Source organism: Tenacibaculum gallaicum (assembly GCF_003387615.1).
Lineage (GTDB): Bacteria > Bacteroidota > Bacteroidia > Flavobacteriales > Flavobacteriaceae > Polaribacter > Polaribacter gallaicus.
On sequence record NZ_QUNS01000001.1, the window covers coordinates 650,477 to 674,977 of the forward strand.

29 protein-coding genes and 1 pseudogene are annotated in these 24,501 nt (G+C 30.8%); 14 read left to right on the top strand and 16 right to left on the bottom strand.

The window, feature by feature from the left end; translation table 11 throughout:
- Nucleotides 1-32: 32 nt before the first annotated feature.
- From atpD to C7448_RS02945, 3 genes are all read left to right on the top strand, one after another.
- Nucleotides 33-1,544, top strand: a complete 1,512-nt coding sequence (atpD, locus tag C7448_RS02935; RefSeq protein ID WP_115899853.1) for a F0F1 ATP synthase subunit beta — start codon at nucleotides 33-35, stop codon at nucleotides 1,542-1,544.
- Nucleotides 1,545-1,622: 78 nt separating this feature from the next.
- Nucleotides 1,623-1,916 carry a FoF1 ATP synthase subunit delta/epsilon gene (locus C7448_RS02940; RefSeq protein ID WP_115899854.1) on the top strand — a complete coding sequence of 98 codons (294 nt, stop codon included), beginning with the start codon at nucleotides 1,623-1,625 and terminating at the stop codon, nucleotides 1,914-1,916.
- A 99-nt stretch (nucleotides 1,917-2,015) separates the two neighbouring features.
- Nucleotides 2,016-2,297, top strand: coding sequence for a Sec-independent protein translocase subunit TatA/TatB (locus C7448_RS02945; protein ID WP_115899855.1), 282 nt, complete (start codon nucleotides 2,016-2,018; stop codon nucleotides 2,295-2,297).
- A 26-nt stretch (nucleotides 2,298-2,323) separates the two neighbouring features.
- Here the strand turns inward: C7448_RS02945 and C7448_RS02950 are convergent, their stop codons facing one another.
- Entirely contained in the window at nucleotides 2,324-2,788 is a 465-nt protein-coding gene (locus C7448_RS02950; RefSeq protein ID WP_115899856.1) for an Lrp/AsnC family transcriptional regulator, read from the bottom strand.
- 162 nt (nucleotides 2,789-2,950) lie between these two features.
- Here C7448_RS02950 and C7448_RS02955 point away from each other — a divergent pair.
- A pseudogene (locus C7448_RS02955) lies at nucleotides 2,951-4,072 on the top strand (histidine decarboxylase); the annotation flags it as partial.
- Nucleotides 4,073-4,122: 50 nt separating this feature from the next.
- On the opposite strand, the gene C7448_RS02960 reads toward C7448_RS02955, so the two are convergent.
- From C7448_RS02960 to C7448_RS02980, 5 genes are all read right to left on the bottom strand, one after another.
- A complete protein-coding gene (locus C7448_RS02960; RefSeq protein ID WP_115899858.1) occupies nucleotides 4,123-4,764 on the bottom strand; it encodes an O-methyltransferase in 642 nt (213 codons plus the stop codon).
- 111 nt (nucleotides 4,765-4,875) lie between these two features.
- Complete coding sequence (locus tag C7448_RS02965) at nucleotides 4,876-5,136, bottom strand: hypothetical protein (protein ID WP_115899859.1); 261 nt, start codon at nucleotides 5,134-5,136, stop codon at nucleotides 4,876-4,878.
- Nucleotides 5,137-5,143: 7 nt separating this feature from the next.
- Nucleotides 5,144-5,716 (bottom strand): sigma-70 family RNA polymerase sigma factor, encoded by a 573-nt coding sequence (locus C7448_RS02970; RefSeq protein ID WP_115899860.1) that lies wholly within the window; start codon nucleotides 5,714-5,716, stop codon nucleotides 5,144-5,146.
- A 15-nt stretch (nucleotides 5,717-5,731) separates the two neighbouring features.
- Nucleotides 5,732-6,652, bottom strand: coding sequence for a TolB family protein (locus C7448_RS02975; RefSeq protein ID WP_115899861.1), 921 nt, complete (start codon nucleotides 6,650-6,652; stop codon nucleotides 5,732-5,734).
- A gap of 8 nt (nucleotides 6,653-6,660) precedes the next feature.
- The gene (locus tag C7448_RS02980) at nucleotides 6,661-7,131 is read right to left on the bottom strand and encodes a nuclear transport factor 2 family protein (protein ID WP_115899862.1); all 471 of its coding nucleotides are present in this window, start codon (nucleotides 7,129-7,131) and stop codon (nucleotides 6,661-6,663) included.
- Nucleotides 7,132-7,298: 167 nt separating this feature from the next.
- Here C7448_RS02980 and panB point away from each other — a divergent pair, with 167 nt between their 5' ends.
- Genes panB through C7448_RS03010 form a run of 6 tightly spaced genes read left to right on the top strand, consistent with a single transcriptional unit; the run spans nucleotide 7,299 to nucleotide 10,533 of the window.
- On the top strand, nucleotides 7,299-8,117 hold the full coding sequence (gene panB, locus C7448_RS02985) for a 3-methyl-2-oxobutanoate hydroxymethyltransferase (protein WP_115899863.1): 819 nt from the start codon (nucleotides 7,299-7,301) through the stop codon (nucleotides 8,115-8,117).
- A gap of 39 nt (nucleotides 8,118-8,156) precedes the next feature.
- A complete protein-coding gene (locus C7448_RS02990) occupies nucleotides 8,157-9,095 on the top strand; it encodes a 2-hydroxyacid dehydrogenase (RefSeq protein ID WP_115899864.1) in 939 nt (312 codons plus the stop codon).
- Nucleotides 9,096-9,119: 24 nt separating this feature from the next.
- Nucleotides 9,120-9,578 carry a DUF1801 domain-containing protein gene (locus C7448_RS02995; RefSeq protein WP_115899865.1) on the top strand — a complete coding sequence of 153 codons (459 nt, stop codon included), beginning with the start codon at nucleotides 9,120-9,122 and terminating at the stop codon, nucleotides 9,576-9,578.
- 1 nt (nucleotide 9,579) lies between these two features.
- Nucleotides 9,580-9,972 (top strand): VOC family protein, encoded by a 393-nt coding sequence (locus tag C7448_RS03000; RefSeq protein ID WP_115899866.1) that lies wholly within the window; start codon nucleotides 9,580-9,582, stop codon nucleotides 9,970-9,972.
- A 35-nt stretch (nucleotides 9,973-10,007) separates the two neighbouring features.
- Nucleotides 10,008-10,289 carry a TM2 domain-containing protein gene (locus C7448_RS03005; protein WP_115899867.1) on the top strand — a complete coding sequence of 94 codons (282 nt, stop codon included), beginning with the start codon at nucleotides 10,008-10,010 and terminating at the stop codon, nucleotides 10,287-10,289.
- A 25-nt stretch (nucleotides 10,290-10,314) separates the two neighbouring features.
- Nucleotides 10,315-10,533: a hypothetical protein gene (locus tag C7448_RS03010; protein WP_115899868.1), complete on the top strand. Its 219-nt coding sequence runs from the start codon at nucleotides 10,315-10,317 to the stop codon at nucleotides 10,531-10,533.
- Nucleotides 10,534-10,582: 49 nt separating this feature from the next.
- On the opposite strand, the gene C7448_RS03015 is transcribed toward C7448_RS03010, so the two are convergent.
- The 4 genes from C7448_RS03015 to C7448_RS03030 all read right to left on the bottom strand — a co-directional run bounded on the left by C7448_RS03015 (nucleotide 10,583) and on the right by C7448_RS03030 (nucleotide 15,525).
- Nucleotides 10,583-11,455 carry a cupin-like domain-containing protein gene (locus tag C7448_RS03015; protein ID WP_115899869.1) on the bottom strand — a complete coding sequence of 291 codons (873 nt, stop codon included), beginning with the start codon at nucleotides 11,453-11,455 and terminating at the stop codon, nucleotides 10,583-10,585.
- 81 nt (nucleotides 11,456-11,536) lie between these two features.
- The gene (locus C7448_RS03020) at nucleotides 11,537-14,065 is read right to left on the bottom strand and encodes a TonB-dependent receptor (RefSeq protein WP_115899870.1); all 2,529 of its coding nucleotides are present in this window, start codon (nucleotides 14,063-14,065) and stop codon (nucleotides 11,537-11,539) included.
- Nucleotides 14,055-14,966 carry a FecR family protein gene (locus C7448_RS03025; RefSeq protein WP_115899871.1) on the bottom strand — a complete coding sequence of 304 codons (912 nt, stop codon included), beginning with the start codon at nucleotides 14,964-14,966 and terminating at the stop codon, nucleotides 14,055-14,057. Before C7448_RS03025 ends, C7448_RS03020 begins: the two co-directional genes overlap by 11 nt.
- A gap of 49 nt (nucleotides 14,967-15,015) precedes the next feature.
- Nucleotides 15,016-15,525 (bottom strand): RNA polymerase sigma factor, encoded by a 510-nt coding sequence (locus C7448_RS03030; RefSeq protein ID WP_115899872.1) that lies wholly within the window; start codon nucleotides 15,523-15,525, stop codon nucleotides 15,016-15,018.
- Between the two features lie 128 nt (nucleotides 15,526-15,653).
- Here C7448_RS03030 and C7448_RS03035 point away from each other — a divergent pair, with 128 nt between their 5' ends.
- The 3 genes from C7448_RS03035 (at nucleotide 15,654) to C7448_RS03045 (ending at nucleotide 18,201) form a co-directional block, all read left to right on the top strand.
- Nucleotides 15,654-16,706 carry a hypothetical protein gene (locus C7448_RS03035; protein WP_115900126.1) on the top strand — a complete coding sequence of 351 codons (1,053 nt, stop codon included), beginning with the start codon at nucleotides 15,654-15,656 and terminating at the stop codon, nucleotides 16,704-16,706.
- Nucleotides 16,707-16,815: 109 nt separating this feature from the next.
- Nucleotides 16,816-17,589, top strand: coding sequence for a membrane metalloprotease (locus tag C7448_RS03040; RefSeq protein WP_115899873.1), 774 nt, complete (start codon nucleotides 16,816-16,818; stop codon nucleotides 17,587-17,589).
- A gap of 24 nt (nucleotides 17,590-17,613) precedes the next feature.
- Nucleotides 17,614-18,201 (top strand): porin family protein, encoded by a 588-nt coding sequence (locus C7448_RS03045; protein ID WP_115899874.1) that lies wholly within the window; start codon nucleotides 17,614-17,616, stop codon nucleotides 18,199-18,201.
- Between the two features lie 35 nt (nucleotides 18,202-18,236).
- Here the strand turns inward: C7448_RS03045 and bioB are convergent, their stop codons facing one another.
- Together bioB and C7448_RS03055 are read right to left on the bottom strand one after the other, a co-directional pair.
- Nucleotides 18,237-19,337: a biotin synthase BioB gene (gene bioB, locus C7448_RS03050; RefSeq protein ID WP_115899875.1), complete on the bottom strand. Its 1,101-nt coding sequence runs from the start codon at nucleotides 19,335-19,337 to the stop codon at nucleotides 18,237-18,239.
- A gap of 106 nt (nucleotides 19,338-19,443) precedes the next feature.
- Nucleotides 19,444-20,607, bottom strand: coding sequence for a beta-ketoacyl synthase N-terminal-like domain-containing protein (locus C7448_RS03055; protein ID WP_115899876.1), 1,164 nt, complete (start codon nucleotides 20,605-20,607; stop codon nucleotides 19,444-19,446).
- A gap of 87 nt (nucleotides 20,608-20,694) precedes the next feature.
- Between C7448_RS03055 and C7448_RS03060 the strand changes: the two genes are divergently transcribed.
- Entirely contained in the window at nucleotides 20,695-21,132 is a 438-nt protein-coding gene (locus tag C7448_RS03060) for a cytochrome c oxidase assembly factor Coa1 family protein (RefSeq protein WP_115899877.1), read from the top strand.
- Here the strand turns inward: C7448_RS03060 and bioA are convergent.
- Genes bioA through C7448_RS03080 form a run of 4 tightly spaced genes read right to left on the bottom strand, consistent with a single transcriptional unit; the run spans nucleotide 21,118 to nucleotide 24,498 of the window.
- Nucleotides 21,118-22,383 carry an adenosylmethionine--8-amino-7-oxononanoate transaminase gene (gene bioA / locus C7448_RS03065; RefSeq protein WP_115899878.1) on the bottom strand — a complete coding sequence of 422 codons (1,266 nt, stop codon included), beginning with the start codon at nucleotides 22,381-22,383 and terminating at the stop codon, nucleotides 21,118-21,120. The two genes, C7448_RS03060 and bioA, sit on opposite strands and share 15 nt — an antisense overlap.
- Nucleotides 22,361-23,509: a hypothetical protein gene (locus tag C7448_RS03070; RefSeq protein WP_115899879.1), complete on the bottom strand. Its 1,149-nt coding sequence runs from the start codon at nucleotides 23,507-23,509 to the stop codon at nucleotides 22,361-22,363. Before C7448_RS03070 ends, bioA begins: the two co-directional genes overlap by 23 nt.
- Complete coding sequence (gene bioD, locus C7448_RS03075; RefSeq protein WP_115899880.1) at nucleotides 23,510-24,121, bottom strand: dethiobiotin synthase; 612 nt, start codon at nucleotides 24,119-24,121, stop codon at nucleotides 23,510-23,512.
- Nucleotides 24,118-24,498, bottom strand: a complete 381-nt coding sequence (locus tag C7448_RS03080; protein ID WP_115899881.1) for a putative signal transducing protein — start codon at nucleotides 24,496-24,498, stop codon at nucleotides 24,118-24,120. Before C7448_RS03080 ends, bioD begins: the two co-directional genes overlap by 4 nt.
- Between the last annotated feature and the right edge of the window lie 3 nt (nucleotides 24,499-24,501).

The window sequence follows — 24,501 nt, forward strand, 5'->3', positions numbered from 1 at the left end:
AGTAAATAAAATAACTTTAATTACATATAGTAATGTCTACAATAACAGGTAAAGTTTCTCAAATTATTGGTCCAGTAATCGATGTTGAGTTTAATACAGGAAATGCTGAATTACCAAAGATCTATGACTCGTTAGAAATTAAAAAAGCTGATGGTTCTATCTTAGTTTTAGAAGTTCAACAGCATATAGGTGAAAATACGGTACGTACAATATCTATGGATGCAACTGATGGATTAAGTAGAGGTACAGAAGTAATCGCTACAGGAAACCCAATTCAAATGCCAATAGGTAACGATATTTACGGTCGCTTATTTAATGTAACAGGTGAGGCAATTGATGGATTAGGAGATTTACCTAAAGTAGGTAAGGATGGTTTACCAATTCACCGTCAAGCACCAAAATTTGAAGATTTATCAACTTCTACCGAAGTATTATTTACAGGAATTAAAGTAATTGACTTAATTGAGCCTTATGCAAAAGGAGGTAAGATTGGATTATTTGGAGGAGCAGGAGTAGGAAAAACAGTATTAATTCAGGAGTTAATTAACAACATTGCAAAAGGACACGGAGGTTTATCAGTATTTGCAGGAGTTGGAGAAAGAACTCGTGAAGGAAACGACTTATTACGTGAGATGTTAGAGTCTGGAATTATCAAATATGGTGATGATTTCATGCACTCTATGGAAGAAGGAGGATGGGATTTATCAAAAGTAGATAAACCTGGAATGAGAGGTTCTAAAGCAACATTCGTATTTGGTCAGATGAATGAGCCACCAGGAGCACGTGCACGTGTAGCTTTATCTGGATTAACAATTGCTGAGTATTTCCGTGATGGAGCAGGCGAAGCGCAAGGAAAAGACGTATTATTCTTCGTTGATAATATCTTCCGTTTTACACAAGCGGGTTCTGAGGTGTCAGCATTATTAGGTCGTATGCCATCGGCGGTAGGTTACCAGCCAACATTAGCAACTGAAATGGGGGCTATGCAAGAACGTATTACTTCTACTAAAAAAGGATCTATTACATCTGTACAAGCGGTTTATGTACCAGCAGATGATTTAACTGACCCTGCACCAGCAACAACGTTTGCTCACTTAGATGCTACTACAGTATTATCTCGTAAGATTGCCGAATTAGGTATTTACCCAGCGGTAGATCCATTAGATTCTACTTCAAGAATTTTAACTGCTGATATTTTAGGAGATGAACACTATAACTGTGCACAAAGAGTAAAAGAAATTTTACAACGTTATAAAGAATTACAAGATATTATTGCAATTTTAGGTATGGAAGAATTATCTGAAGAAGATAAATTAGTAGTTCACAGAGCACGTCGTGTACAACGTTTCTTATCTCAACCATTCCACGTAGCTGAGCAGTTTACTGGTTTAAAAGGAGTGTTAGTAGATATTAAAGATACTATTAAAGGATTCAACATGATTATGGATGGAGAATTAGATAAGTATCCAGAAGCAGCATTTAACTTAAAAGGGTCAATTCAAGAAGCAATTGATGCTGGAGAGAAAATGTTAGTTGAAGCATAAACCCAGTAATGATATATGAGAATTTAGAGGTGAGTACTTCTAAAAAACTCAATACTCAATACTCAATACTATAAAACTATGTTTTTAGAAATCGTAACACCAGAAGCTATTTTATTCTCATCAGAAGTTGATTCTGTAGTAGTACCAGGTGTGAATGGAGAATTCCAAATTTTAAATAATCACGCACCAGTGGTGTCTATTTTAAATGAAGGAAAAGTAAAAGTACACGTACATACACAAGATCATTTAGTTTTTGATGATTTACATGGAAGCATTGAAAGGTTACCAGAAGATGATAAAGTTTTAACTTTAAAAATTAAATCTGGAACTATAGAAATGAAAGATAATAAAACAATTATTCTTGCAGATTAAGACGTTTTAAATTATAAAAATTAAGAGCCAAGCAAATATTGTTTGGCTTTTTTTTATTCAGTAAAGAATACCAGATTGAATTTAATTATCTTTGCAGTGATGAATGGAATATTTTTATTTATTGGAGGACCCGAGATTTTTGTAATCTTGTTAATTGTAGTCATGTTATTTGGAGCAGATAAAATTCCAGAAATAGCAAGAGGGCTAGGAAAAGGTATACGTCAAATTAAAGACGCTACTAATGATATTAAAAAAGAGATTAATGATAGTGCAAAAAATCAAGGTATAGATACAGACTTTGTAAGAGATATTAATAAAGAGGTAAACGAAGTAAAAGATAATATTGACGATTTTACTGGACCTATAAAAAGAAATCGTTAAATAAAATTGGTATAGTTTATTATAAACTATACCAATTTTATTTTTGTAGTATTTTTTACCTGTTTCATTACAAATGAACTTTGAATGTTAGAAATAACTTCTAATTGTGATAATCTTTTTAATACAAAATCTTGGTACTCATTCATATCTTTCAATACAATTTTTAACAAGAAGTCATAAACTCCAGCTATATAAGAAACTTCTACAATTTCTTCAATTTTAGACATGTATTTTTCAAATTCTTTAAAAGCACTTTCTTGATGTTTTATAAGAGTTACTTGACAATATACAATTAAACTTTTATCAACAGTTTCTAAATTTAATAAAGCAACATATTTATCTATTACTCCATTAACTTCCATTTTTTTAATGCGTTCATGTGTTGGAGTAATGGATAGGTTTACTTTGGCTGCTAATTGTTTTATTGATTGTTTACAGTCTTTTTGTAATTCTTCTAGTAGCTTTTTATCTACATCATCTAATTGGTGCATGGTAAGTTTTTCTGTTTTAAATTACTTTAGTACTCTATAAAAGTATTTAATACTTTGTATTTAATAAATATAGTTTATTTTTCTTTATTTAGTCTTATTTTGTGGTTTTTTATTCTTTAATAATATATTTGTTAAGTAATTTAATAACGTTTAAAACAGGGAGATATGAGTAAAATAAAAGAAGTTTATGACAGAATTAGTGAAGCTTCATCTAATTTTTTAGGTTACCCATTAGCAAAAGATTTTAACTATAGTGAGTTTGCCCCTTTTCTAAATTTATGTATTAATAATGTAGGGGATCCAGAATCTCCTTCAACCTTATCAATAGATACGAAAGATATAGAAAGAAAAGTTGTTAGTTTCTTTACTGATATCTTGTCTTCTTCAACTAAAGAGGTATGGGGTTATATTACAAATGGTGGAACAGAAGGTAACCTGTATGGTTTGTATTTAGCAAGAGAAAGTTTTAATAATCCAGTAGTTTATTATAGTGAATCTACACACTATAGTGTTAAAAAGAATTTACACTTGTTAAACTTAAAAAATATAGTTGTTAGGAGTCAAGAGAATGGAGAAATTGATTATAACGATTTAGAAAGCCTTATAACGCTTCATAGAGATAAACCAGCTGTTTTCTTTTTAAATATAGGTACTACCATTACAGAAGCTGTAGATGATTTAGATAAAATAAAAGGCATTATTAAAAAGTACGCTATTAAAGATTATTATATTCACTGTGATGCAGCATTTCTAGGATGTATAGCTCCTTTTGTTGAACCAAAGCCAAAATTTGATTTTTCAGAAGGAATAGATAGTATCTCTATATCTGGACATAAATTTATCGGTGGACCTATACCTTGTGGAATTGTTTTGGCAAAAAGGAAACACAGAGATAGAATTGTAAACTCAGTTTCATATGTTGGAACTCTAGATACAACGATAACAGGTTCTAGAAATGGATTAACACCATTACTATTATGGTCTTTTATAGAAAAGCACGGGAAAGAAGGTTTAACTATAAGAACAAAAAAGGCTCAAGAGTTAGCAGCATATTCTGAGAAAAGGTTAAAAGAGATAGGAGTTAACGCGTGGAGAAATAATGAGGCATTAACGGTAGTTTTAGAAAAACCTTCAGAAGCTTTATGCAAAAAACATCAATTAGCCTCAGAAAATAACATGGCACATATTATATGTGTTCCAGGAATACAAAAAGAACAAATAAATGCTTTTATTAGAGATTACGAAAAAGAATTGTTTGTAGCCGAAAGATTAACATATAACTAAGTTTCTATTGTAAATAAACAAAAAGTAAATCCTATGGTTTACTTTTTGTTTTAAATAACTCTACTAATAGTTAACCCGTCTCTTATAGGTAGTAATACGGTTTCTAAGCGATTATCTTCATTTAAAAGTCTATTGTATTCTAAAAGTATTTTAGTATCAATATCTTTAGGGTCTAGCTCTTCAACGACTTTACCACTCCATAAGACATTATCAGATAAAATAACGCCACCTTTATTCATTTTTTCAATGATTAAATGGAAGTAATTTACATAATTAGACTTGTCAGCGTCAATAAATACTAAATCGAATTTAGAATCAATAGTAGAAATAATATCTAAAGCATTACCAACATATTGGGTTATTTGGTTTTTATATTCAGATTTTTGAAAATACTTGTATTGAAGTTCTTCTAACTCTTCATTTTTATCGACAGTATAAAGCATTCCTTCTTTTGATAACCCTTCAGCTAAACATAAAGCAGAGTAGCCTGTATAAGTACCAATTTCTAAAATTGATTTAGGTTGAATTAATTTTGAAATCATAGATAAAACTCTTCCTTGAAAAGCTCCGCTTAACATGCGAGGGTTTAATACTTTTTGCCAAGTCTCTCTACTTAGTTCTTGTAGTATTTTGGGTTCAGCTTGAGAGTGTTTAACAACATAATTATCTAATTCTTCAGGTAAAAAGTGCATATAAGTCGTTTTTAGTGTGCAAAATTAAAAAAACGGAATTTATCACTATAATAAATTCCGTTTCAATCTAACAAAAAATCAAAAAATGGTTTTTAAAAAAACCAAAATTGTCTAATTAAGTTTACTTAATTGTTCTTTTAATTCTTCCTTGTCTTTGCTTGACAAGCAAATTTTATCTTTATTACAGTTATTAGTTTTTACTTTTAAAATTTGTGACATTTTTCTGTTTTGCTTAGAATATAAAGCACATACTTTACATACAAATAAATGCCAATTAAGTTGTAATTTTTCATATACTGAAGCTTCACCATATTGACTTTTGTCGCAAATGGTTGTGGCCTCATCACATGTAATTTTAAAAAATTTAAACATTATTTTTTCACTTATTAAACCAATTTTTTTCCATACAGCCTCTTAATTGTGTTCTTGCTCTATGAATGATAACCCATAGGTTTGACGGAGAAATATTTAGCTCCTTACAAATATCTTCAGTTTCAAACTGTTGTATGGTTTTCATTTTAAATACCATAGCATACTTTTCAGGGAGATTATCAATACACCAATCTAATTGGTTTTTCAATTCTTCATTTTCAATATCCTTGTCTGCATCGTTACCCCAGGTTTGTGGTACTCGTTCTTCAATCCAATCTCCTTCATTTTCTCCACTATCATAAAAATTCATTCGCACTTCAGCTTGTCCTTTTTTTGAATTTATTTTTCGGTAGTAATCGATTATTTTTCTTTTTAAAATAGAAACTAACCATGTTCGTTCTGTAGACTTCCCTTCAAAATTCTTTGCTGATTTTAATCCCGCAAAAAATGTTTCTTGCACTAAATCTTTAGCAATATTTGAATTGTTTACACGTACAATAGCGTAATTAAACAAGTAGTCAGCATAATTGTCTACCCATTTATCAGGAGATAAAGTATTTGAAGGATTTGTTAGATTCATTAAATCAAAGATAAGTTATTTTTTGGTGAAATAAGTAACGTAAACTCTACTTAGTCCGTTAGGATTATTTTGAATAAAATCAATTATTTCTTTAAAGTTTTTCTTTTTATTTAATTTGTTTGAGATTTTACTTTTGCTGGTTGTATAGTAAATTTTATTATTAACAAGGTCTACAAAAGGACAATAATCTAACTTTTTTGAATTGATATTAGTTAAGTGTTTCGCGGGTAACCATTCGTTACTATTCCCTTTTCTACTTATATACAAATCACCTCTACCTAAATCATCTTTTCTTCCGTACGAAGTAAAAATAATAAAACTTTCATCTGGAGCAACAAAAGCATTGAACTCATACTTCTCAGAGTTTACGCCTGAACCTAGAGGAGTAGGAGTTGTATATTTTCCATTAATAAATCTACTTACATAAATGTCTTCTTTTCCTTTAGAGTTTTCATATCCAGCAGTGAAAAATAAATCTCCTTTTTTTGTTACTGAAGGGTAAAACTCATTTGCAGAAGTATTAATTGTAGCACCTACATTTATAGGGTTAGACCAATTATCAGACAGAGACTTTCGCGATACATACCAAATATCCATGTCTTTTTTTACCTCGTTGGAGGTGTTGTTTTTTCTGTTAGAAGCAAAAAAAAGCTTCAATCCATCAGGAGATAAAAAAGGTTCTAAGTCTTTATACTGACCAGAAAAACTAACAGTTTCAGGTTTTTGCCATTTTCCGTTAACTTTTTTTGAGTAAGCTATAAAAGAATATTCTTTAGCATAACTTTCAACAGTAAAATAAAACTCATCTTGATTTTTACTCATAGAAAAATCTCTAACATTAGGCAACCCATTAAATAATTCAGGAAGAAATAATTCAGGTTCTTGAGCAAAACTAAAACTAGAAATACATAAAAATAAGAAGTAAATTTTTTTCATAAAAATTATTATTTAAGTGTTTTACAATTACTTCTACGTCTCATATCAACTAAGTATATAATTTCCCATTTTCCGTTATTATTAAAAAGTTGAAAAGAATTAGCACCACAATGGCTAAATTTTCCGTTTAAATAAAACTCATAAGGTGTCCAAACAGAGGCTAAATTCCCATCGATTTTGACGTCCCAAGACAAAAGCTTTTCTAAATAGATATGTTCAGCTTTTTTATTAGCAATACCGGTTAGTAGTTTTGTTTTACTTTCTGTAATCAATATTTTTTCACCTTCTTTATTAGTATGCGTAGTTTGGATATTAATTGTAGAATTAAGTGTAGAGCTTACTAAAGTACTATCACCTTTGTGAAGTCCTTCAAAAAAAGTTTCAATAGTATTTTTAATCGCTTTTTTTTCTGAATTTTCTTGTGCACTTACCATTGTTGAAAGAGCAAAAACAATTAATAGAGTACATATTTTTTGCATGTTAGTTTGGTTTAGTTAGGTAAAACTATTAAAAAAATAAACGGATAAAGTTTAATTAACAGAAGATTAACGAGGTTAAAAAAGGTAAAAAACGAAACGCTTATAGGTTTATAATAAATAAAACCATTGAATAATTATGTATTTTTACAATCCATAAAATAAAAGAAATGTCAGTAGCAAAAAAACAATATAAAAGAATTACCACTAAATCTCTTGTTGAAATGAAAGCAAATGGAGAGAAGATTTCAATGCTTACAGCTTATGACTATACCATGGCTAAAATTGTTGATGGTGCAGGTATAGATGTGATTTTAGTAGGTGATTCAGCATCAAATGTAATGGCTGGTCATGAAACAACGTTACCTATTACATTAGATCAAATGATTTATCATGCAAGTTCAGTGGTAAGAGGAGTTGATCGTTGTTTAGTGGTAGTTGATTTACCTTTTGGTAGCTATCAATCAGACCCAAAAGAAGCATTACGTTCTGCAATTCGCATAATGAAAGAGAGTGGTGGGCATTCGATTAAATTAGAAGGAGGAAAAGAGATAAAAGATTCTATTAAACGAATTTTAAATGCAGGTATTCCTGTAATGGGGCACTTAGGATTAACACCACAATCTATTTATAAATTTGGAACTTACACCGTAAGAGCAAAAGAAGAAGAAGAGGCAGAAAAGTTAATGAAAGATGCTTTAATGTTAGAGAAATTAGGATGTTTTGCTATCGTGTTAGAAAAAGTTCCAGCTAAGTTAGCACAAAAAGTTGCGGAAGCTTTAACGATTCCAGTTATTGGAATTGGAGCAGGAGCAGGAGTAGATGGACAAGTATTGGTAACTCACGATATGTTAGGAATGACACACGAGTTTAATCCTCGTTTTTTACGTAGATATTTAGATTTATATACAGGAATGACAAATGCATTTGAACAGTATATTACAGATGTAAAGAGTCAAGACTTTCCAAACGAAGAAGAACAGTATTAGTTTTTCAATGTATCAATTTGATAATTTGAAAATGTAGTGATGAAAATTTTACATTTAGATACAAACCACTCTCTTTTAATTAACCAGTTAAAAGAGAGTGGCTTTGAAAATTATGAAGATTATATCTCTTCAAAACCAGAAATTGAAGACAAAATTCACGAGTATGACGGAATTGTCATCCGTAGTCGATTTACTATTGATAAATCATTTTTAGATAAAGCGACAAATCTTAAATTTATAGGACGCGTTGGAGCTGGGTTAGAAAATATTGACTGTGATTATGCTGAAAAGAAAGGAATAAACTTAATTTCAGCACCAGAAGGAAATAGAAACGCTGTAGGAGAACATGCGTTAGGAATGCTACTTTCTTTATTTAATAAGCTTAATAAGGCAGATAAAGAGGTGAGAGAAGGAAAGTGGTTTCGTGAAGAGAATAGAGGCGTTGAACTTGATGGAAAAACAGTTGGAATTATCGGTTACGGAAACATGGGGAAAGCCTTTGCTAAAAAACTCCGAGGTTTCGATGTGGAAGTAATTTGTTATGATATTAAACCAAATGTTGGCGACGAAAATTGTAAACAAGTTTCTTTAAAAGAATTACAAGAAAAAGTTGACGTGCTGAGTTTACATACCCCTCAAACTGAACGTACTTTAAATATGGTAAATGATAAGTTCATTAATAATTTTTCTAAACCTTTCTGGTTGTTAAATACAGCTAGAGGAAAATCAGTAGTAACAAAAGATTTGGTAACAGCATTAGAATCAAAGAAAATTTTAGGAGCAGGGTTAGATGTGTTAGAGTATGAAAAAAGATCCTTCGAAAACCTATTTACAGATCAAGAAATGCCAGAAGCATTTAAGTATTTAATTCATGCTGAGAATGTGTTGATTTCTCCTCATGTTGCAGGTTGGACGATTGAAAGTAAAGAAAAACTAGCGCAGACTATTGTAGATAAAATAAAAGTAAAATTTTGCTAACTTGTAGCTTTAAATTCATGAAACATGAAATACGAAGCATCTACAGTAGAAGAATACATTAGTCAATTACCAAAGGAAAGGCAAGAAGTAGTAAAAAAACTACAAACAATTATTCGTGAAAACTTACCTAAAGGATTTGAAGAAGGAATCAATTATAATATGATTGGTTATTATGTTCCACACTCAAAATATGCTGAAGGCTATCATTGCAATCCTAAATTACCACTTCCTTTTATGAATTTAGCTTCGCAAAAAAACTCAATCAACCTATACCATAGCGGGATTTATGTCAAAAAAGAGTTACACGATTGGTTTGTATCTGAATATCCTAAACACTCTAAAAGAAAACTAGACATGGGAAAAAGCTGTATTCGTTTTAAAAAGTTAGATGATATTCCGTATGAATTAATTACTGAATTATGCACAAAAATGTCCGTTGATGAATGGATTTCTATTTATGAATCAGCTATAAAAAAGAAATAAAATGAAGAAAAAAGGCAAAGTAATAGGAATTGGAGGAGTTTTTTTTAAAACTGAAGACCCAAAAGCAACAAAAGATTGGTATAAAAACAACTTGGGTTTTAATACCGATGATTGGGGTTGTACTTTTTGGTGGAAAGACAATGAAGGTAAAAAAGCTTCAACACAATGGAGTCCGTTTAGTAAAGACACTAATTACTTTGAACCTTCTAAAAAAGACTTTATGTTTAACTATCGAGTGGAAAATTTAGTAGAGTTGCTAGAGGAGTTAAAAGAAAAAGGAGTTACCGTAATGGGTAAAATAGAAGAGTACGATTATGGCAAGTTTGGATGGGTTGTAGATTTAGATGGAAATAAAATTGAACTATGGGAGCCAAAAGACGAAGCTTTTTTATAAATTTAGCACCGTCTAATAAATAAAGAAATAAAAAAATGAATGTAATTGATGAAAATGGGAATACTGTTCCTAATCAAGAAAGTAAACGTGTGTTAGCAGGTGTTTTAGGTATCCTTTTAGGTGTTTTTGGAATTCATAAATTTGTGTTAGGATATACTAAAGAAGGTGTAATAATGTTGTTAATAACTGTCTTAACTTGTGGGATGGGTGGTTTTATAAGTAGCATAATTGGTTTAATAGAAGGAATTATGTATTTAACAAAATCTGATGAGGAGTTTATCGAAACTTATCAAGTAAACCAAAAAGGTTGGTTCTAAACATTCTTTTTTAATATTCTATACTATGTCTGATGATAAAAACACAAAGGATAACTTATCTAAAGCTAGTGAGTTAGTTGTAAAAACAGGTGAATACTTGGTAGATATAGTAGAAGATGTAAAAGAAAAAGTTGAAGAAATTGTTTCTGATGAAAATGTTCAAAAAGCTAAAGTTAAAGCAAACGAATTAGCTGAAGAAGCAAAAGAAGAACTCAAAGAAACAAAAACCAAAACTTTTTTTTAAAGACTTTTAGAAAATAAAGATAAAAGAAAAGCGCCGATTGGCGCTTTTTTTATGATGCAACGTTATTAGCTTTATTTGTTTTAATAATAGCTTGTTTGTTTTTCCAGTCAATCCACTTTTGCCCTTTAATACGGCGCATAACATTATCTATCGTACGCATAACAAAAAGGTTGTAAACGGCTTTTCCTAAGTTTTTAGGGTTACGAGCAATAGCACGTAAACTCATTGAAAAACCAGGAGTTAAATAACGCATATAGTGCCAATATCCTTCAGGCATGTACAAAACATTACCATGCTCAAGTTCAGCAACATGACCTTCAGCGTTTTTAAGTGCAGGCCATTTTTCAAAATCAGGATCGTTAAAATCAATATCTTCACGAGTAATTAACGAATGAGGAATTTTATACAAGAACTTATTTTGTTTTTGGTCAAACAAAATGCATCTCTTCTTTCCTTCAAAGTGAAAATGAAAAATATTTGCTAAATCAATATCGTAATGCATAAATGTATACGAATCACGTCCTCCAAAAAATAGCATTGGTAACCCTTTCATTAAACGTAAACCAAAATCTGGAAAAGTGAAATCTTTTTGTAGTTGTGGAACCTCTTTTAAAACATTCCATAAGAAAATTCTAAATTTAGTAGGCTCACGCTTTAGTAAATCTACATACTCACTCATTTTCATGGTTGCATGAGGTTCATTAAAACCATCTTTATAATCTACAGGTCTATTATCGTATAAAGGTACAGTTTTATCACCTGCTACTTCTTTCATATAATCTAAAGACCATTTAGAGTATGCTGGCCAATCTTCAATAAAACGTTCAATAACCACAGGTTTTTGAGGTTTGAAGTATTTTTTTATGAAGTCTTCTTTAGTAATGGTTTCTACTCTGTCTATTTGTTGCAACTGTAATCCCATACATTCAATTTTTTCGAGAAGCAAAGTTAATAAATTGTTACGACGTTTTTTTGAGTTAACAATGTTAAAAAATAATAGAGTTTAAAAACTAATTCTAAAGCTAAGGTTTGGAGTAAAGGGGAGTGAGTACGTATTTATTTCCTTTGCTTTGTTACTGTTGCTTTCATCAAGAACATAGTACGTGTTTATTGTGTTTTTTCTATTGGTAACATTGGTAAAGCCAATTCTTATAGTAGATTTTAGATCTTCTGAAAGATTAAAGTTATAGCTCCCAGAAGCATTGATTCTGAAGAAATTTGGATGCCTTTCTTTGTTAGGAGTGTCATAATTTACTATAGTTTTGTTACCGTCTTGTATTGTTTCATTATCTTTTATGGGTTTAGTATGCGGCGTACCTGATCGTAAAATAGCTCCAAGAGAGAATTTGATGTTGTTGGTAATATCATAGTTTATAGCACTACTAAAAGAATGTGTAATATCTAAACTACTAGGAAAGGTGTTAGGTGTAAAGGTTTTAAAAGTATAGTTGTTCTCAGCAAAAGTGTAACTCAACCAACTACTAAATTTTTTAGTTTTTTTATTAATTAAAAATTCAATGCCTTTTACTTTATAATTTCCTATAGAATTTAAAGTTTGTATATTGTTATAAAAACCTTGATTAGCAACAGTTATTCCATTAACAAACTTATAAAACCCTGTAATGTCTATTTGTAAGTTATTTTTAGAGTATTCTGCTCCAAAAGACAATTGCTTACTTTTAATAATTGGAGTTTTATTGTTGTCAGCCAAAACCCATCTTCTTTTTTCTATGCCTAAAAAGTTGTCTTGAAAATCTATCTTCTGTGCAGTTGTTTGATTTTTAAATTCTCCTTCTAATTTTAAAAATAGACTATTATAAAGTTGTTGTCTTAAGTTAATCCTTGGTTCTATGATGAGTTTATTAAAATCGTGAAAATAATTAGCACGAAACCCTACTCTAGCATAAGTGTTATTTTTATGATAAACTACCTCAGAAAAAAGAGCAGTTTTAAGTAAAACTTCTTTTACAGATTTAGAAAAGTCAGGAGCATTAACAGTTGTCTTATTAGCAATACCTATTTCATTAAAAATAGCACCATTAGTAAGTTGAAAAACATCTGAAAAATAATGATTAGTAATAAATCTAATTTCAGATTCTAAAACATTATTAAACTGAGTTTGAAATTGATCAGTTTCTCTATTAAAGTCTGATGAATTTATTTTGTAATCTGAAATAAAAGTAGAGAATTCTGTAGAAAATTTGGATGACCAATTAGCACTCCAGCTAATATTTGCTCCAATATTTTCCTGTTTTAAATTGCTATTTTCTTCTATAGTTGCCTCATTGTTTGTATACTCTTCTGTATACTCTAAGTTATTTTTGATGTTTATTAAGTTCGCTCTCAATACATGATTTTGATTTATATCATACAATATTTTAAAAGAATAATCATAAAAATAGAAATCGGTTGAAGCTTTATTTTCTTTGTTAGAAGCTATAGAGTTTTCTTGAAAACTTCTACTAAAATATTTGTCATAAGTAGGAGTATCAAAAAAATCGGTATAAGATCTTCTTGCTGAAGTATGAACTTCCAGTTTTTTAGTTATGGGAACTTGTACAAAAGCATCTGCACTTAGTAAATTAAAACCAGCACCACCAGAAAATGTATCCGTAATTTTGTTGTTTGTTTGCATGTTTACAGTACTTGAAACACCATCGCTAAATTTTGTACTTGTACCATTTTTGGTCACTGTAGCTTTTTCAGTTAAATACGGATTATACGCAGAGATTAGACCAAAAAAATGACTTGTGTGATACATTTTAATTCCATCCCAAAGCATTAAGTTTTGATCATTTGTTCCTCCTCGAACATTGATGTTCGATACACTTTCATTCACACTTTCTACACCAGGAAGTACTTTGATAGTTTTTAAAATATCGGGTTCTATTAAACCTGGAAGAATCCCAAATTTTTTAGTTTTTAAAACAGTACTTCCATCAATGTTTTTTTGAAGACCAGAAGTTAAAAAATTAGGAATAATTACTTCTGATAATTGCTCTGATAAACTTTCTAGATAAATTTCTTTACACAAGTTTTGAGAGAATAAATTTTTGGCTGTTAGTGTAACAGGTTTGTATCCGATATAAGAAATAGTAATGTTTACATTCACAGGGACTGAGTTAATATTGAATTCACCATTATTATCAGATGTAGTCCCACTATTAGTGTTATTAACTAAAATAGTTGCTAAAACCAATGGTTCAAGTGTGTTACTGTCTACTATTGTTCCACAAATAGGAATTTTCTTTTCCAAGTATGATATAGTAATAAACCGATTATCTAAAAGTTTAAAATTAAAAATGGTAACAGACTCTAAGTAACTTATAGTTTCAGATAAAGATAAAGTATTATCAGGTTTTGTAATGTATACATTTTCTAAATCCCTATCAGAATAAGTAAAGGTTACCTCATGTTTTTTTTCAATTTCAACTAAGACATCTTTCAGTAAAATTTTGGTAATAATGTCCTGTGCCTTGATAGCAAAGGGAAATAGGAAGAGAAATAAAAAAGTAGTTTTTTTATTGACCATTCTTGTAAATAGTAATTCTTTTTTCTTCTATTTTATATGATAATTGTAAAGGAATTGTAACTGCTTGCAAAGCTACATTTATGTCTTTATGGGTAAAACCACCTGTATAAAGTTGTTCTAAATTAACACCCTTAGTTTTTATAACATAACCATATTGGTTTTGTAAATCGTCTAGCACAAATTGTAAAGGAGTACTTTTAAAATTAGACTCATCTTGTAACCAAGATTTATTATTAATATTAAAAGTATTTAAAGTGTCAATTTTACCATTTATAACTTTAAATATTTTCCTCTTAGCTAATTTAATTAGTGAGTTGTTATAGTTTACACTAACTAAACCTTCGTAGGTTTTTACTTCAAAATAATTATTTCTTTCTTTAACATTAAATTGGGTTCCTAAAACAGTAATTTTTCCAACAGAAGTATTTACGGTAAAAGATTTTCCTTTTTTGACTTTAAAAAAGGCTTCTCCTTTAAGTTGTATGTCTCTACTGTTTTTCCAATCCTTTTTGTTGAAAGATACAGTAGAATTTGCATTTAAAATCACTTCAGATTCGTCTGGTAAGTTAAAGGTTTTTGTTTCTGCATATTGCGTACTAAAGTTTACTGAATTATTGAAAAGTAAGAAATAAGAAGAAACTAGTAAAACAATAACTGCGGCAGCATATTTATAAAAGTTCTTGTAGTTTAATGGAACAACCTTGCTTTTTTTAGTAGTATTTTTTTTCAATTCAAACTCTTTAAAAGCCTTTTCAATATCCACTTTAGGAGTTTCTATGTGAGAAGAGTAATGCGCTATTTTTTCAAGATTTTTAAAGTTTTTATCTTGTTTTAATAGAGACAGTTCTTCATCAGAGATTTCTCCGTTTAACCATTTTAATATGTATTGTTCATCTTTCATTTTGTGCTTAACTAACTTTTAGACAATAAAGAAGTAAATTTCCCTACCTTTACAATAATTCTATTTTTGATCTCAATTTTTTTAATGCTGAAGACATCCTTTTTTCAACGGCTTTTTGCGAGATATTTAGTAACTCAGCAATTTCTCGATATTTTTTACCATCTATTCTATTCATTAAAAAAACTTCTCGCTCAGCTTCTGTTAAGTTTTCAATAGCATTTTTTAGTTTGTTTTTAAATTCTTCTTCCTCTAATAAATACTCCGGACTCTGATTATTTATGTCTAAATAAGGAGTGTTTTTAGCATAGTTTAAAACAACTTTTTCATGCTTTAATTTATTTAAAAAAAGGTTGTTTACACTGGTAAATAAGTACGATTTTGCTTTTTCATATGATATTTCAGCACATTTTTCCCACATTTTTAAAAAAGCTTCTTGTATTAAATCTAGGGCAGTATCTTTATCATTAGATTTATAAGATGAGAAGTTGGTAACGAATTGAATATTAGATTTATAAAATTCATTAAAGTCTTCCTCATTACACAGTGATTTTTTAGTCATATGAATGCTTTTATAGAGTTAAAATAGAAAAAAAATCGAAAACAAAGGTAGGGTAAAACGATTTATAGTTTTCTAAAGGACAGAAAGAGCTCAAAAAACAAATGTTTAAAAAATTAAAATTTATTAAGATGAAAACGATAAAAATATTAACCATAATTGCATTAACTACTTTAACAATTTTTACTTCATGTCAATCGGAAGAAAATGAACAAGTAGGTACAAATCCAAATGCAAATACCCCAACTTCTGAAACGGCAAAGAAGTATAAAAGAACAGGTATGAACGATGGATCGGAAGATGATTTTTTAGATGGAAATTCATGTGCTGAGTTATTGTTTCCAGTGACAGCAACTGTAAATGGTAAAGAAATAACAATTATAAATGAACTAGACTATAGTTTAGTTCTTGAAATAATGGACGAGTTTAATGATGATGATGATACCGTAGTTTTTAATTTTCCAATAACAGTAAAGTTAAATAACTATACAGAAGTAACTATTACTTCACAAACAGAATTGGAAGAATTAAACAGAAAATGTGATGAAGCATCAGATGAAATGGAAGATGCTATCTCTTGTGCAAAAATAGAATTCCCAATATCAATGCTAACTTATGATGTTAACTTAGAACAAACAGGTGCTGTTGTAATCGAATCGGAAAAACAATTGTACAACTTTGTAGATAGCTTAGATTCAAACGAGTTGTTCTCTGTGAAGTATCCAATAACTATAACTTTAAGTAATGGTAGTTCTGTGGAAATTAATAGTGATTCTGAATTTGAAGATGCTGTTGAAGAGTGTGCTTCTTATGAAGAAGAAGAGGAAGCAGCTGAAGAAGCAGCTGACGAATTAGAAACCCTTATAAGTAAAGCTAAATTTAAGATAGAAAGCTTTATTGAAGCTGGAGTAGAAAAGGCAGAAGAATACGCTGCATATACTATAGAGTTTACAAATGAAGGGAAATTAATAGCGAGAAATATTGTAAACACAAGTTTAGAAAACATTGAAGGTGAATATGATGTGGAGTCGGATACAAGAGTGTTGTTAGAAGTAGAGTTTGAAAACGGAACAGTTGTAAGTGCTTTAAATAATGAATGGGTTGTAACTACTTATACAAGTACTTTGTTAACATTACAAAGTAAAACAGATACTTCTTTAACGTTAACATTTAAAAAGATATAAAGATTTCTTAAATTCATTGATTTTGAAACTTTATGGCTACTCTAGTAGTAGCCTAAGGTTTTAAAAACCAACGATATTAAAATTACGTAAGTAAGATAAAGGAATAATAATGAGAAAAGAGTTTTTTACAGTTTTACTATTTAGTGTTTTGCTTTGGGCGTGTTCTGCAGAAAATGAATCAATAATTAATGATGATGTTGAGGTTGTAAAAGAGAATAGAAAACCTACAGGAGCATCAGCAAATGATTTGTTATCAGACAATATTTATAAAAAAATGATTGTAGAGCTAGTTTATGTTGAAGGTTTTGAGCCTACAGAAGAAGCAAAGAATAATTTTAAAAGCTTTATTGAAGAAAGAACTTTTAAATCAAACGGAGTAGAATTATATACGAAATCAATACCTGCTACAGGAAGAGAAGTATATACAATCAACGATGTTGTAGCGATTGAGAACCAGTATAGGACTTATTACAATACATCAAATACTATAGCTGTTTGGGCATTGTTTGTAAATGGTAAATCTTCAAAAGATTCCGACTCTTCTTTTGTTTTAGGTACTGCATATTATAATACGTCATTTGTGATTTTTGAAGAAACTATTAGAGAACTAAGTAACGGTACATTTGAACCAGAAAGAAGTTTGTTAGAATCTAGTGTAATTCATCACGAATTCGGACATATTTTAGGGCTTACAAATTTAGGAACACCTTTACAGTCGAATCATGAAGATGCAGATCATCCAAAACATTGTAATGAAGAAAATTGTTTAATGTATTGGGCAGCAGAAACTAGCCAAGGTATTGGAAATTTATTTTCAACAAATCAAATTCCGAAACTAGATAGCCAATGTATATCAGATTTACAAGCTAATGGAGGAAGGTAGAGTAATAAAATTGAATCGATAAAAATGAGAAAAAATCAATTAGTAATATTATTTGTAACAATGATTAGTGCATCTATAGTTGCACAAGATAGTAGTAAAAAGTCCAAAGCAGGTATTAAAGGAGGGTATAATTTATCAGCAGTGAGCTTTGATGGAAATTCTGAAACAGAGCAATTACACGGATTTCACATAGGTTTTTATGGAGAATCGTTTATAGGTAGTAATGTTTCGCTTCAATTAGAATTGTTGTATTCGCAACAGGGATATAAAGTTATAGATGGTGGAGGTACTTATAAACAAGAGTTAGATTATATTAACCTCCCTTTAATGTTAAAGTTGTACCCTTCAAAAAACTTCTTTTTAGAGACAGGGCCTCAAATAGGGCTTTCAATAGCGCATAAAGAAACTTTTGATAGTGGTTTTATACTGTATGACACCTCAAAAGAATTTGAACCTAAAAACTTTGATTGGGGTTTGAATTTTGGTGGTGGTTTTAAAACCAATAGCGGAGTAAGTTTAGGTGTGAGGTACCACTTAGGATTAAACGATATTTATGATGAAGATAAACCCAAGAATAGAGTCTGGCAGTTTTATATAGGGTTTGACTTCTAATAAAAAAAGCGATGTTTAAACATCGCTTTTTTCCTTTATTGCTTTTTTAGGGCCAAAGCTTCTTGCTTTTTCTGTTCGTTACGTTCAATTTTATGACCGGGTCTCGTCCATTTTGGTTTTTCATCTAATGGTTGGTATTGAGAATTTTCTGCATCTACAGATTCTCTTTGCTCATGTTTAAAGAAAGGTTTTTGGGTGTTTAACCCTAAATCTTCAAACATTTTCATATCCTCGTTAATGTCAGGGTTTGGAGTAGTTAATAATTTATCTCCAGCAAAAATTGAATTAGCTCCAGCAAAAAAACACATTGCTTGACCTTCTCTACTCATTTGCGTTCTTCCTGCAGATAAACGCACTTGTGAGTCTGGTAATACAATACGAGCTGTAGCTACCATGCGAACCATTTCAAAAATATTTACTGGAGGTTGCTCCTCTAATGGAGTACCTTCTACGGCTACTAAAGCATTAATAGGTACAGATTCAGGATGTGGAGAAAAACGAGTTAAGGTTTCAAGCATTCCCGCTCTATCTTCTAACGATTCTCCCATACCAATAATTCCCCCAGAACAAACAGTTACATTTGTTTTACGTACATTTTCAATCGTATCTACTCTATCTTTAAAGGCACGAGTAGAAATTACATCGTCATAATAATCTTCCGAAGTATCAATATTATGGTTGTAAGCATACAAACCGGCTTCAGCTAAACGCTTTGCTTGGTTTTCAGTAACCATACCTAAGGTACAGCAAACTTCCATATCTAATTTGTTAATATTACGTACCATTTCTAATACTTGGTCAAATTCTGGGCCGTCTTTTACATTTCTCCAAGCTGCTCCCATACAAACTCTTGATGAACCACCTTCTTTGGCACGTAAAGCTTGTGCCTTAACTTGGTTTACAGTCATCAAATCATTTCCTTCAACATTGGTGTGGTAACGTGCAGCTTGCGGACAGTAACCACAATCTTCAGAACATCCACCAGTTTTGATAGAGATTAACGTACTTACCTGTACAGTATTTGGGTCGTGATATTTTCTATGTATAGTTGAAGCTTCATATAAAAGCTCCATTAAAGGCTTATTGTATACCTCTAGAATTTCCTCTTTCGTCCAATCGTGTCTAATTTCAGTCATAAATTCGAGTTGTTTGTGGTGGTAAAAATAAAAAATTCCGCTTCGAAAGCGGAATTTTATGAGTCTTATTTTTCTTTGTAAGAAGAATTGTCTTCTTCAATTAGTTTTATGTGTTTTTTGATGTTATTAAAACAGAAACTGCATTTCCACCAAAACCAACAGCATTTACTAGTACTTTATTTAGTTTTTTTAGAGTTTGTTGAGGCTCTGCAAAAGGAACTTCAATTACTTGTTGGTGTTGCAACATTAACACAGCTAACTCTAAACTTAACAAACCAGAAGCACCAAAAGTATGACCGAGTTTCCATTTATTAGTAGTTAAAAACGGAGTTTTGTTACAAAATACTTTTTGAATCGCATTAATTTCTGACTGGTCTCCTTTAATGGTTCCTGGGGCATGCATTACGATAGCATCTACTTCATCAGGAGAAATTGTTCCTAAAGCCATTTTCATTGACTTTTGAAAACATTCTGCATCCGTTGTTACAGAAGTGTTGTGTTTTAATACTTCTGTAGCATATCCTACTCCTTCAATTAAAGCCAACGCATTTTTTTTAGTTCCTTTCTCTAAACAAAATACCGAAGCACCTTCTCCCAACACCATAGTGTTTTTAGTTTTGTTAAGGTTGAAAGCTTTACAAGGGTATTCATCATTTTCTTTAGAGTATACTTTTAATGCTTGCATTTGTGCAACAGTAAAATCGGTTAGTGAAGCTTCACTAGCACCAATCATAAATTTTTCTGACATTCCCGATTGTAACCAAGCAACTCCATTCAATAAAGAATGTAATCCGGTTGAACAAGTTATAGAATGTGAAATTTCAGGTCCGTTACTCTGTAAGTCATGTGCTATCCATGAAGAAATATTTCCTAAAGTAGTTGTTGGAGAGCTTAAGGTAGATGATTTACCTGTTGCTAAAAACTCCTTATGGTATTTTTCAAATAGAGAAGTTGCTCCGCGAGAAGAACCAATGTTAATTCCGAAGTTATCAGAAGCTTTCCAGTCTGTTTTTTCCATTGCTTTTCTGGCAACAAAAAGTGTATACAAAACGGAAGGATCTAAATTCTTATACTTATTGTCAGAGTTTTTAACATTTTGAATAGTACGTTTATCTTCATCAGTTAATTGTGCTACCCATGCTTTGGAATCTTCAAAGTCTTTAAAACTTAAAAAATGTTGATTATTTAGATAGTGCTCCCAAATTTTCTCAGGAGTACTTCCCAAGGCTGAAACAGAAGCAAAAGATGTTATTGAGATGAGTTTTTTCAACACGATAAAATTTCAGCAAAAATAAGGCTTCTAAAGAGATTCAGAAGAAAATAAAAATATTTATCTTGTGATAAAATTATTGAAGTTATGAGTGAGCAACATCAAAAAAGTTGGTTTGGAAGAAATTGGTTATGGTTTATACCATTAACAGGTTGTTTAGGATTTATTTTACTACTTGTTTTAGGTGTGGGAGCAGCATTTTTTGGAGTGTCGAAGATAATGACAAGTTCCACTCCCGTTGAATATGCTGTTGAGCAGGCATCTAAAAACGAGCTGGTTGTTGAAAATTTAGGTGAGCCGATTGAAAAATATGGAATTCCCTCAGGAAATATTTCTCTTACCAATAATGATGGTAATGTTGATTTTTCTATTCCCATAAGAGGAGATAAAGGAGAAGGAACTTTGGTAGTTAGAGGAATTAAGGTAAGTGGAGAGTGGATTTATGAAGATTTATATGTGATAATAAAAGAAACCCAAGAAGAAATTAATTTACTAGAGAAAGAAAAGATTCTAGAGAGTATCTAGAACCTTTTCTATAGTTGTATATATTTTGTTAAGTTGTTCCTTTGTGATAATATAGGGAGGTTGAATGTAAACGGTGTTTCCTAACGGACGTAAAAAAACGCCTTCATCCATAAAAGATGTCAAAAGCTGGTCACGTAACGTTCCGTAACGACCAGCGTTGGTGTTTAAATCGATTGCTAAAATTACACCTTTGTGTCTTGTTGAGGTAACTTTTGGATGGTTTTCAATTTTCGTAGCAAAAATTTTATGAGTATTTGAAATGTACTCAATATTATCTTTAATTTCTTCGGTTTGCAATAACTCAATACTTGCTAGTGCTGCACTACACGCAATTGGATTTGCAGAATAGGTATGACAATGAAAGAAACCTTTAGCAATGTCGTTGGCTAAAAAAGCAGTGTAAATATCTTCGGTACACGAAGTAATTGACATTGGAACTAAGCCAGCTGTTAAAGCTTTACTTAAGCATATAATATCTGGTTTTGTACCTACTTCATCAGAAGCAAAATTATTGCCTGTTTTTCCAAAACCAGTCATTACTTCATCAGCAATGGTTAAAATGTCGTTGTTTTTGCAAATTGTTAAGATGCTATTCAAATCTTCAGCGTTATGAATTTTCATTCCAGCAGCACCTTGCACTAATGGTTCGTAAATGAATCCGGCAACATTATGTTCTGAAACTATCTGTTGTAATTTTTGTGCGATTTCTTCATTATTCTTTCCATTTGGGACAGGAATACGTTGAATATCCATTAAAAAATCTTCAAAAGGTCCATTATATACCGATAAACTAGAAACAGACATGGCCCCAAATGTATCACCATGAAATCCATCTTCAAAAGCAATAAAAGTATTGCGTTTTTCCCCTTTATTAAAATAGTATTGCAATGCCATTTTAATTCCCGCTTCTACAGCAGTAGATCCGTTATCATTAAAAAAGATTCTGTTTTGATTTTCAGGAAGAATTTTAATCAATTCTTCTGATAATTTTACCGCAGGCTCATGCGTAAAATCGCTAAACATTATTTGATCTAATGTTTGCATTTGTTGGTAAACTCGACTTGTAATAAAATCATTGCAATGTCCAAACATACAGGTATACCAAGACGAAATAGCATCAATATATTCATTTCCGTGCTCATCGGTTAGTATACACCCTTTTGCTTTTACAATACCTAAACTATTAGGGTGCGTTTGGTGTTGTTTTAGTGGATGCCACAAATGTTTTTTATCGCGTTCTTGTAAGTTCATATGTTTTGTTCTTTTGAAAAAGAGCTGTCAAATGTACAATAGAAATACATAAAACTACTCCAAAATAGGCAATAAACAATAACCACATAATAGGGGTTAAAAACAATTCAGAAAAAAAAGCGGGAGATACTAAAAACAGTTCAGATATGAGTAAGAAAAAAGTGTAAGAAATCCAGATGCTTTTATGAATGCTTTTATTTAATTCTATCCAAATAAAAGGGAGATACATTCCTAAAAAGAGTAGATGTAACCAAGCAATTAGCATAAACCTATTGGTTACAACTAAGTTTGAAAAGTAAGGGATGCTACCAAAACAGTTCAAAACCCCAATTAATAGTAGAATTCCAAAAAATAATTGGTATTGTAATTTTTGACGTAAGAATAAGTTTTTAAGTCTGAAAAGTATTATGATTAATATTCCTGCACCAATACCTCCTGCAATTTGAATAGCCAGATAACTGAAGCTGTATTTCAATGAGTGCGCATATAGCAATATCAAAGAAAAAACTATAAGTAGAATTTGATTTTTTGATAGTTTAATTGCTGTTTTTTGAAAGAGTACGGCAAGCATCCAAAGAAAAAAGGAACCGAAATATTGAAAATGCAAATAGAAAAAAATAGCTTGTTGATACCATGGTGAAGCTTGCATTTTTAGTGCCATTAACGGACCTAAAGCATACGGGCCAATTGAAGAAACAAAATGAAGAATAATTCCTGTTTTAATTAATAATAAATCTGATTTTTCACCTACCAGTCGCTTCCATAATCTAATAACAAGCCAGTAGCTAATCCATAAGTGTAAAGTCGAAAATATAATGGTGATTAGAGCGTATCCTTGAATAATAAACCCGACTAATAAAACAGCGACACAAACTTGTAATGCAAGATAAAGGTAGTAGGATGTTTTGTCGATTTCGCTAGTAAATCGGGTGAAAAGCAATACGATTAAAGCGTTGAAAACAAACCCTAATAACATAATGTGAGAATGGGAATGTAATACAAACTTAAAAGGAAATCCAGAAATACTACCTGTAAAAGCATACCGCAAGACTAATCCTATGATGGCCCCTAAGAAACCAAAAATTAAAGGAAAAGACCAAAGATGTTTTGCGGTAATAGCTTTCATTTATAAAATGCTTTTAAATAATTCAGCGTATTCTTTAATCACATTTTTATCAAAATAAGGTTCTTCTTCAATACGACCAATTACAGGTGCTCCAGTCATTTTTTTAATAATGTCTTCCGTTGTTTTATGTTCGTTTCCTGAAAAAATTAAGGAAACTTCAAACCCTTTTTCTTTTAGTAAGTTAACTGTTAATAGGGTGTGATTAATACTTCCTAAATAATGACGAGAAACAACAATGACTTTATAGTCTGGTTTTATAACATCTAACAAGGTGTTTTTATCATTTAAAGGAACGAGTAATCCGCCAGCTCCTTCGATAACTAAATGGTTTTTAGTAATAGGCTCTTTTATGTTGTCAATCTTAATGGTAATTCCATCAATTTCTGCGGATGCATGCGGACTCATTGGTGTTTGTAGTGCATACGAGTTTGGATGAAAAACAGTTGTTGAGTTAGAAATTAGTTTTTCAACTTTATGAGTGTCAGAATATTCTAAATCTCCCGACTGAATAGGTTTCCAATAATCAGCTTCCAAAGCTTCGGTAATAATGGCAGAAGCAACAGTTTTACCTACTTCTGTTGAGATTCCGGTGATAAAATATTTTTTTTTCATTTGAAAATTGTTTTACAATCGTTGCAGATTAATTTTTTGCTTTCAAAAAAAGGAAAGAGCATAAAAAAGATATTTTTACGTTGTAAATCGGCAACTAATATTTTTGTTGAATTACATTTAGGACAATGAGTGTTATTTCCGTTTTCATCTTTTGTGTACTCTCTTATTTCATTATAAATAGTAGCAGCTTTTTCTAAATCATTATTGTGTACCAGTAACTTTACTCCACCAATAGCTTGACTAATCAACGGGTCAGAATCAATTGTTTTTTCATCCATTAACATGGTCTTGATATTTTCTGAATCTAACTTAGCCTTTACAACTTGTGCTTCAGTAGAGTATTCAAACACAGCTAAAATGGTGTAATTATCTTGCATTAT

Bases quoted from the DNA above. Each gene is read 5' to 3' on its own strand.
- atpD (WP_115899853.1), top strand. From the start codon at position 33: ATGTCTACAATAACAGGTAAAGTTTCTCAAATTATTGGTCCAGTAATC.
- C7448_RS02940 (WP_115899854.1), top strand. From the start codon at position 1,623: ATGTTTTTAGAAATCGTAACACCAGAAGCTATTTTATTCTCATCAGAA.
- C7448_RS02945 (WP_115899855.1), top strand. From the start codon at position 2,016: ATGAATGGAATATTTTTATTTATTGGAGGACCCGAGATTTTTGTAATC.
- C7448_RS02950 (WP_115899856.1), bottom strand. From the start codon at position 2,788: ATGCACCAATTAGATGATGTAGATAAAAAGCTACTAGAAGAATTACAA.
- C7448_RS02960 (WP_115899858.1), bottom strand. From the start codon at position 4,764: ATGCACTTTTTACCTGAAGAATTAGATAATTATGTTGTTAAACACTCT.
- C7448_RS02965 (WP_115899859.1), bottom strand. From the start codon at position 5,136: ATGTTTAAATTTTTTAAAATTACATGTGATGAGGCCACAACCATTTGC.
- C7448_RS02970 (WP_115899860.1), bottom strand. From the start codon at position 5,716: ATGAATCTAACAAATCCTTCAAATACTTTATCTCCTGATAAATGGGTA.
- C7448_RS02975 (WP_115899861.1), bottom strand. From the start codon at position 6,652: ATGAAAAAAATTTACTTCTTATTTTTATGTATTTCTAGTTTTAGTTTT.
- C7448_RS02980 (WP_115899862.1), bottom strand. From the start codon at position 7,131: ATGCAAAAAATATGTACTCTATTAATTGTTTTTGCTCTTTCAACAATG.
- panB (WP_115899863.1), top strand. From the start codon at position 7,299: ATGTCAGTAGCAAAAAAACAATATAAAAGAATTACCACTAAATCTCTT.
- C7448_RS02990 (WP_115899864.1), top strand. From the start codon at position 8,157: ATGAAAATTTTACATTTAGATACAAACCACTCTCTTTTAATTAACCAG.
- C7448_RS02995 (WP_115899865.1), top strand. From the start codon at position 9,120: ATGAAATACGAAGCATCTACAGTAGAAGAATACATTAGTCAATTACCA.
- C7448_RS03000 (WP_115899866.1), top strand. From the start codon at position 9,580: ATGAAGAAAAAAGGCAAAGTAATAGGAATTGGAGGAGTTTTTTTTAAA.
- C7448_RS03005 (WP_115899867.1), top strand. From the start codon at position 10,008: ATGAATGTAATTGATGAAAATGGGAATACTGTTCCTAATCAAGAAAGT.
- C7448_RS03010 (WP_115899868.1), top strand. From the start codon at position 10,315: ATGTCTGATGATAAAAACACAAAGGATAACTTATCTAAAGCTAGTGAG.
- C7448_RS03015 (WP_115899869.1), bottom strand. From the start codon at position 11,455: ATGGGATTACAGTTGCAACAAATAGACAGAGTAGAAACCATTACTAAA.
- C7448_RS03020 (WP_115899870.1), bottom strand. From the start codon at position 14,065: ATGGTCAATAAAAAAACTACTTTTTTATTTCTCTTCCTATTTCCCTTT.
- C7448_RS03025 (WP_115899871.1), bottom strand. From the start codon at position 14,966: ATGAAAGATGAACAATACATATTAAAATGGTTAAACGGAGAAATCTCT.
- C7448_RS03030 (WP_115899872.1), bottom strand. From the start codon at position 15,525: ATGACTAAAAAATCACTGTGTAATGAGGAAGACTTTAATGAATTTTAT.
- C7448_RS03035 (WP_115900126.1), top strand. From the start codon at position 15,654: ATGAAAACGATAAAAATATTAACCATAATTGCATTAACTACTTTAACA.
- C7448_RS03040 (WP_115899873.1), top strand. From the start codon at position 16,816: ATGAGAAAAGAGTTTTTTACAGTTTTACTATTTAGTGTTTTGCTTTGG.
- C7448_RS03045 (WP_115899874.1), top strand. From the start codon at position 17,614: ATGAGAAAAAATCAATTAGTAATATTATTTGTAACAATGATTAGTGCA.
- bioB (WP_115899875.1), bottom strand. From the start codon at position 19,337: ATGACTGAAATTAGACACGATTGGACGAAAGAGGAAATTCTAGAGGTA.
- C7448_RS03060 (WP_115899877.1), top strand. From the start codon at position 20,695: ATGAGTGAGCAACATCAAAAAAGTTGGTTTGGAAGAAATTGGTTATGG.
- bioA (WP_115899878.1), bottom strand. From the start codon at position 22,383: ATGAACTTACAAGAACGCGATAAAAAACATTTGTGGCATCCACTAAAA.
- C7448_RS03070 (WP_115899879.1), bottom strand. From the start codon at position 23,509: ATGAAAGCTATTACCGCAAAACATCTTTGGTCTTTTCCTTTAATTTTT.
- bioD (WP_115899880.1), bottom strand. From the start codon at position 24,121: ATGAAAAAAAAATATTTTATCACCGGAATCTCAACAGAAGTAGGTAAA.
- C7448_RS03080 (WP_115899881.1), bottom strand. From the start codon at position 24,498: ATGCAAGATAATTACACCATTTTAGCTGTGTTTGAATACTCTACTGAA.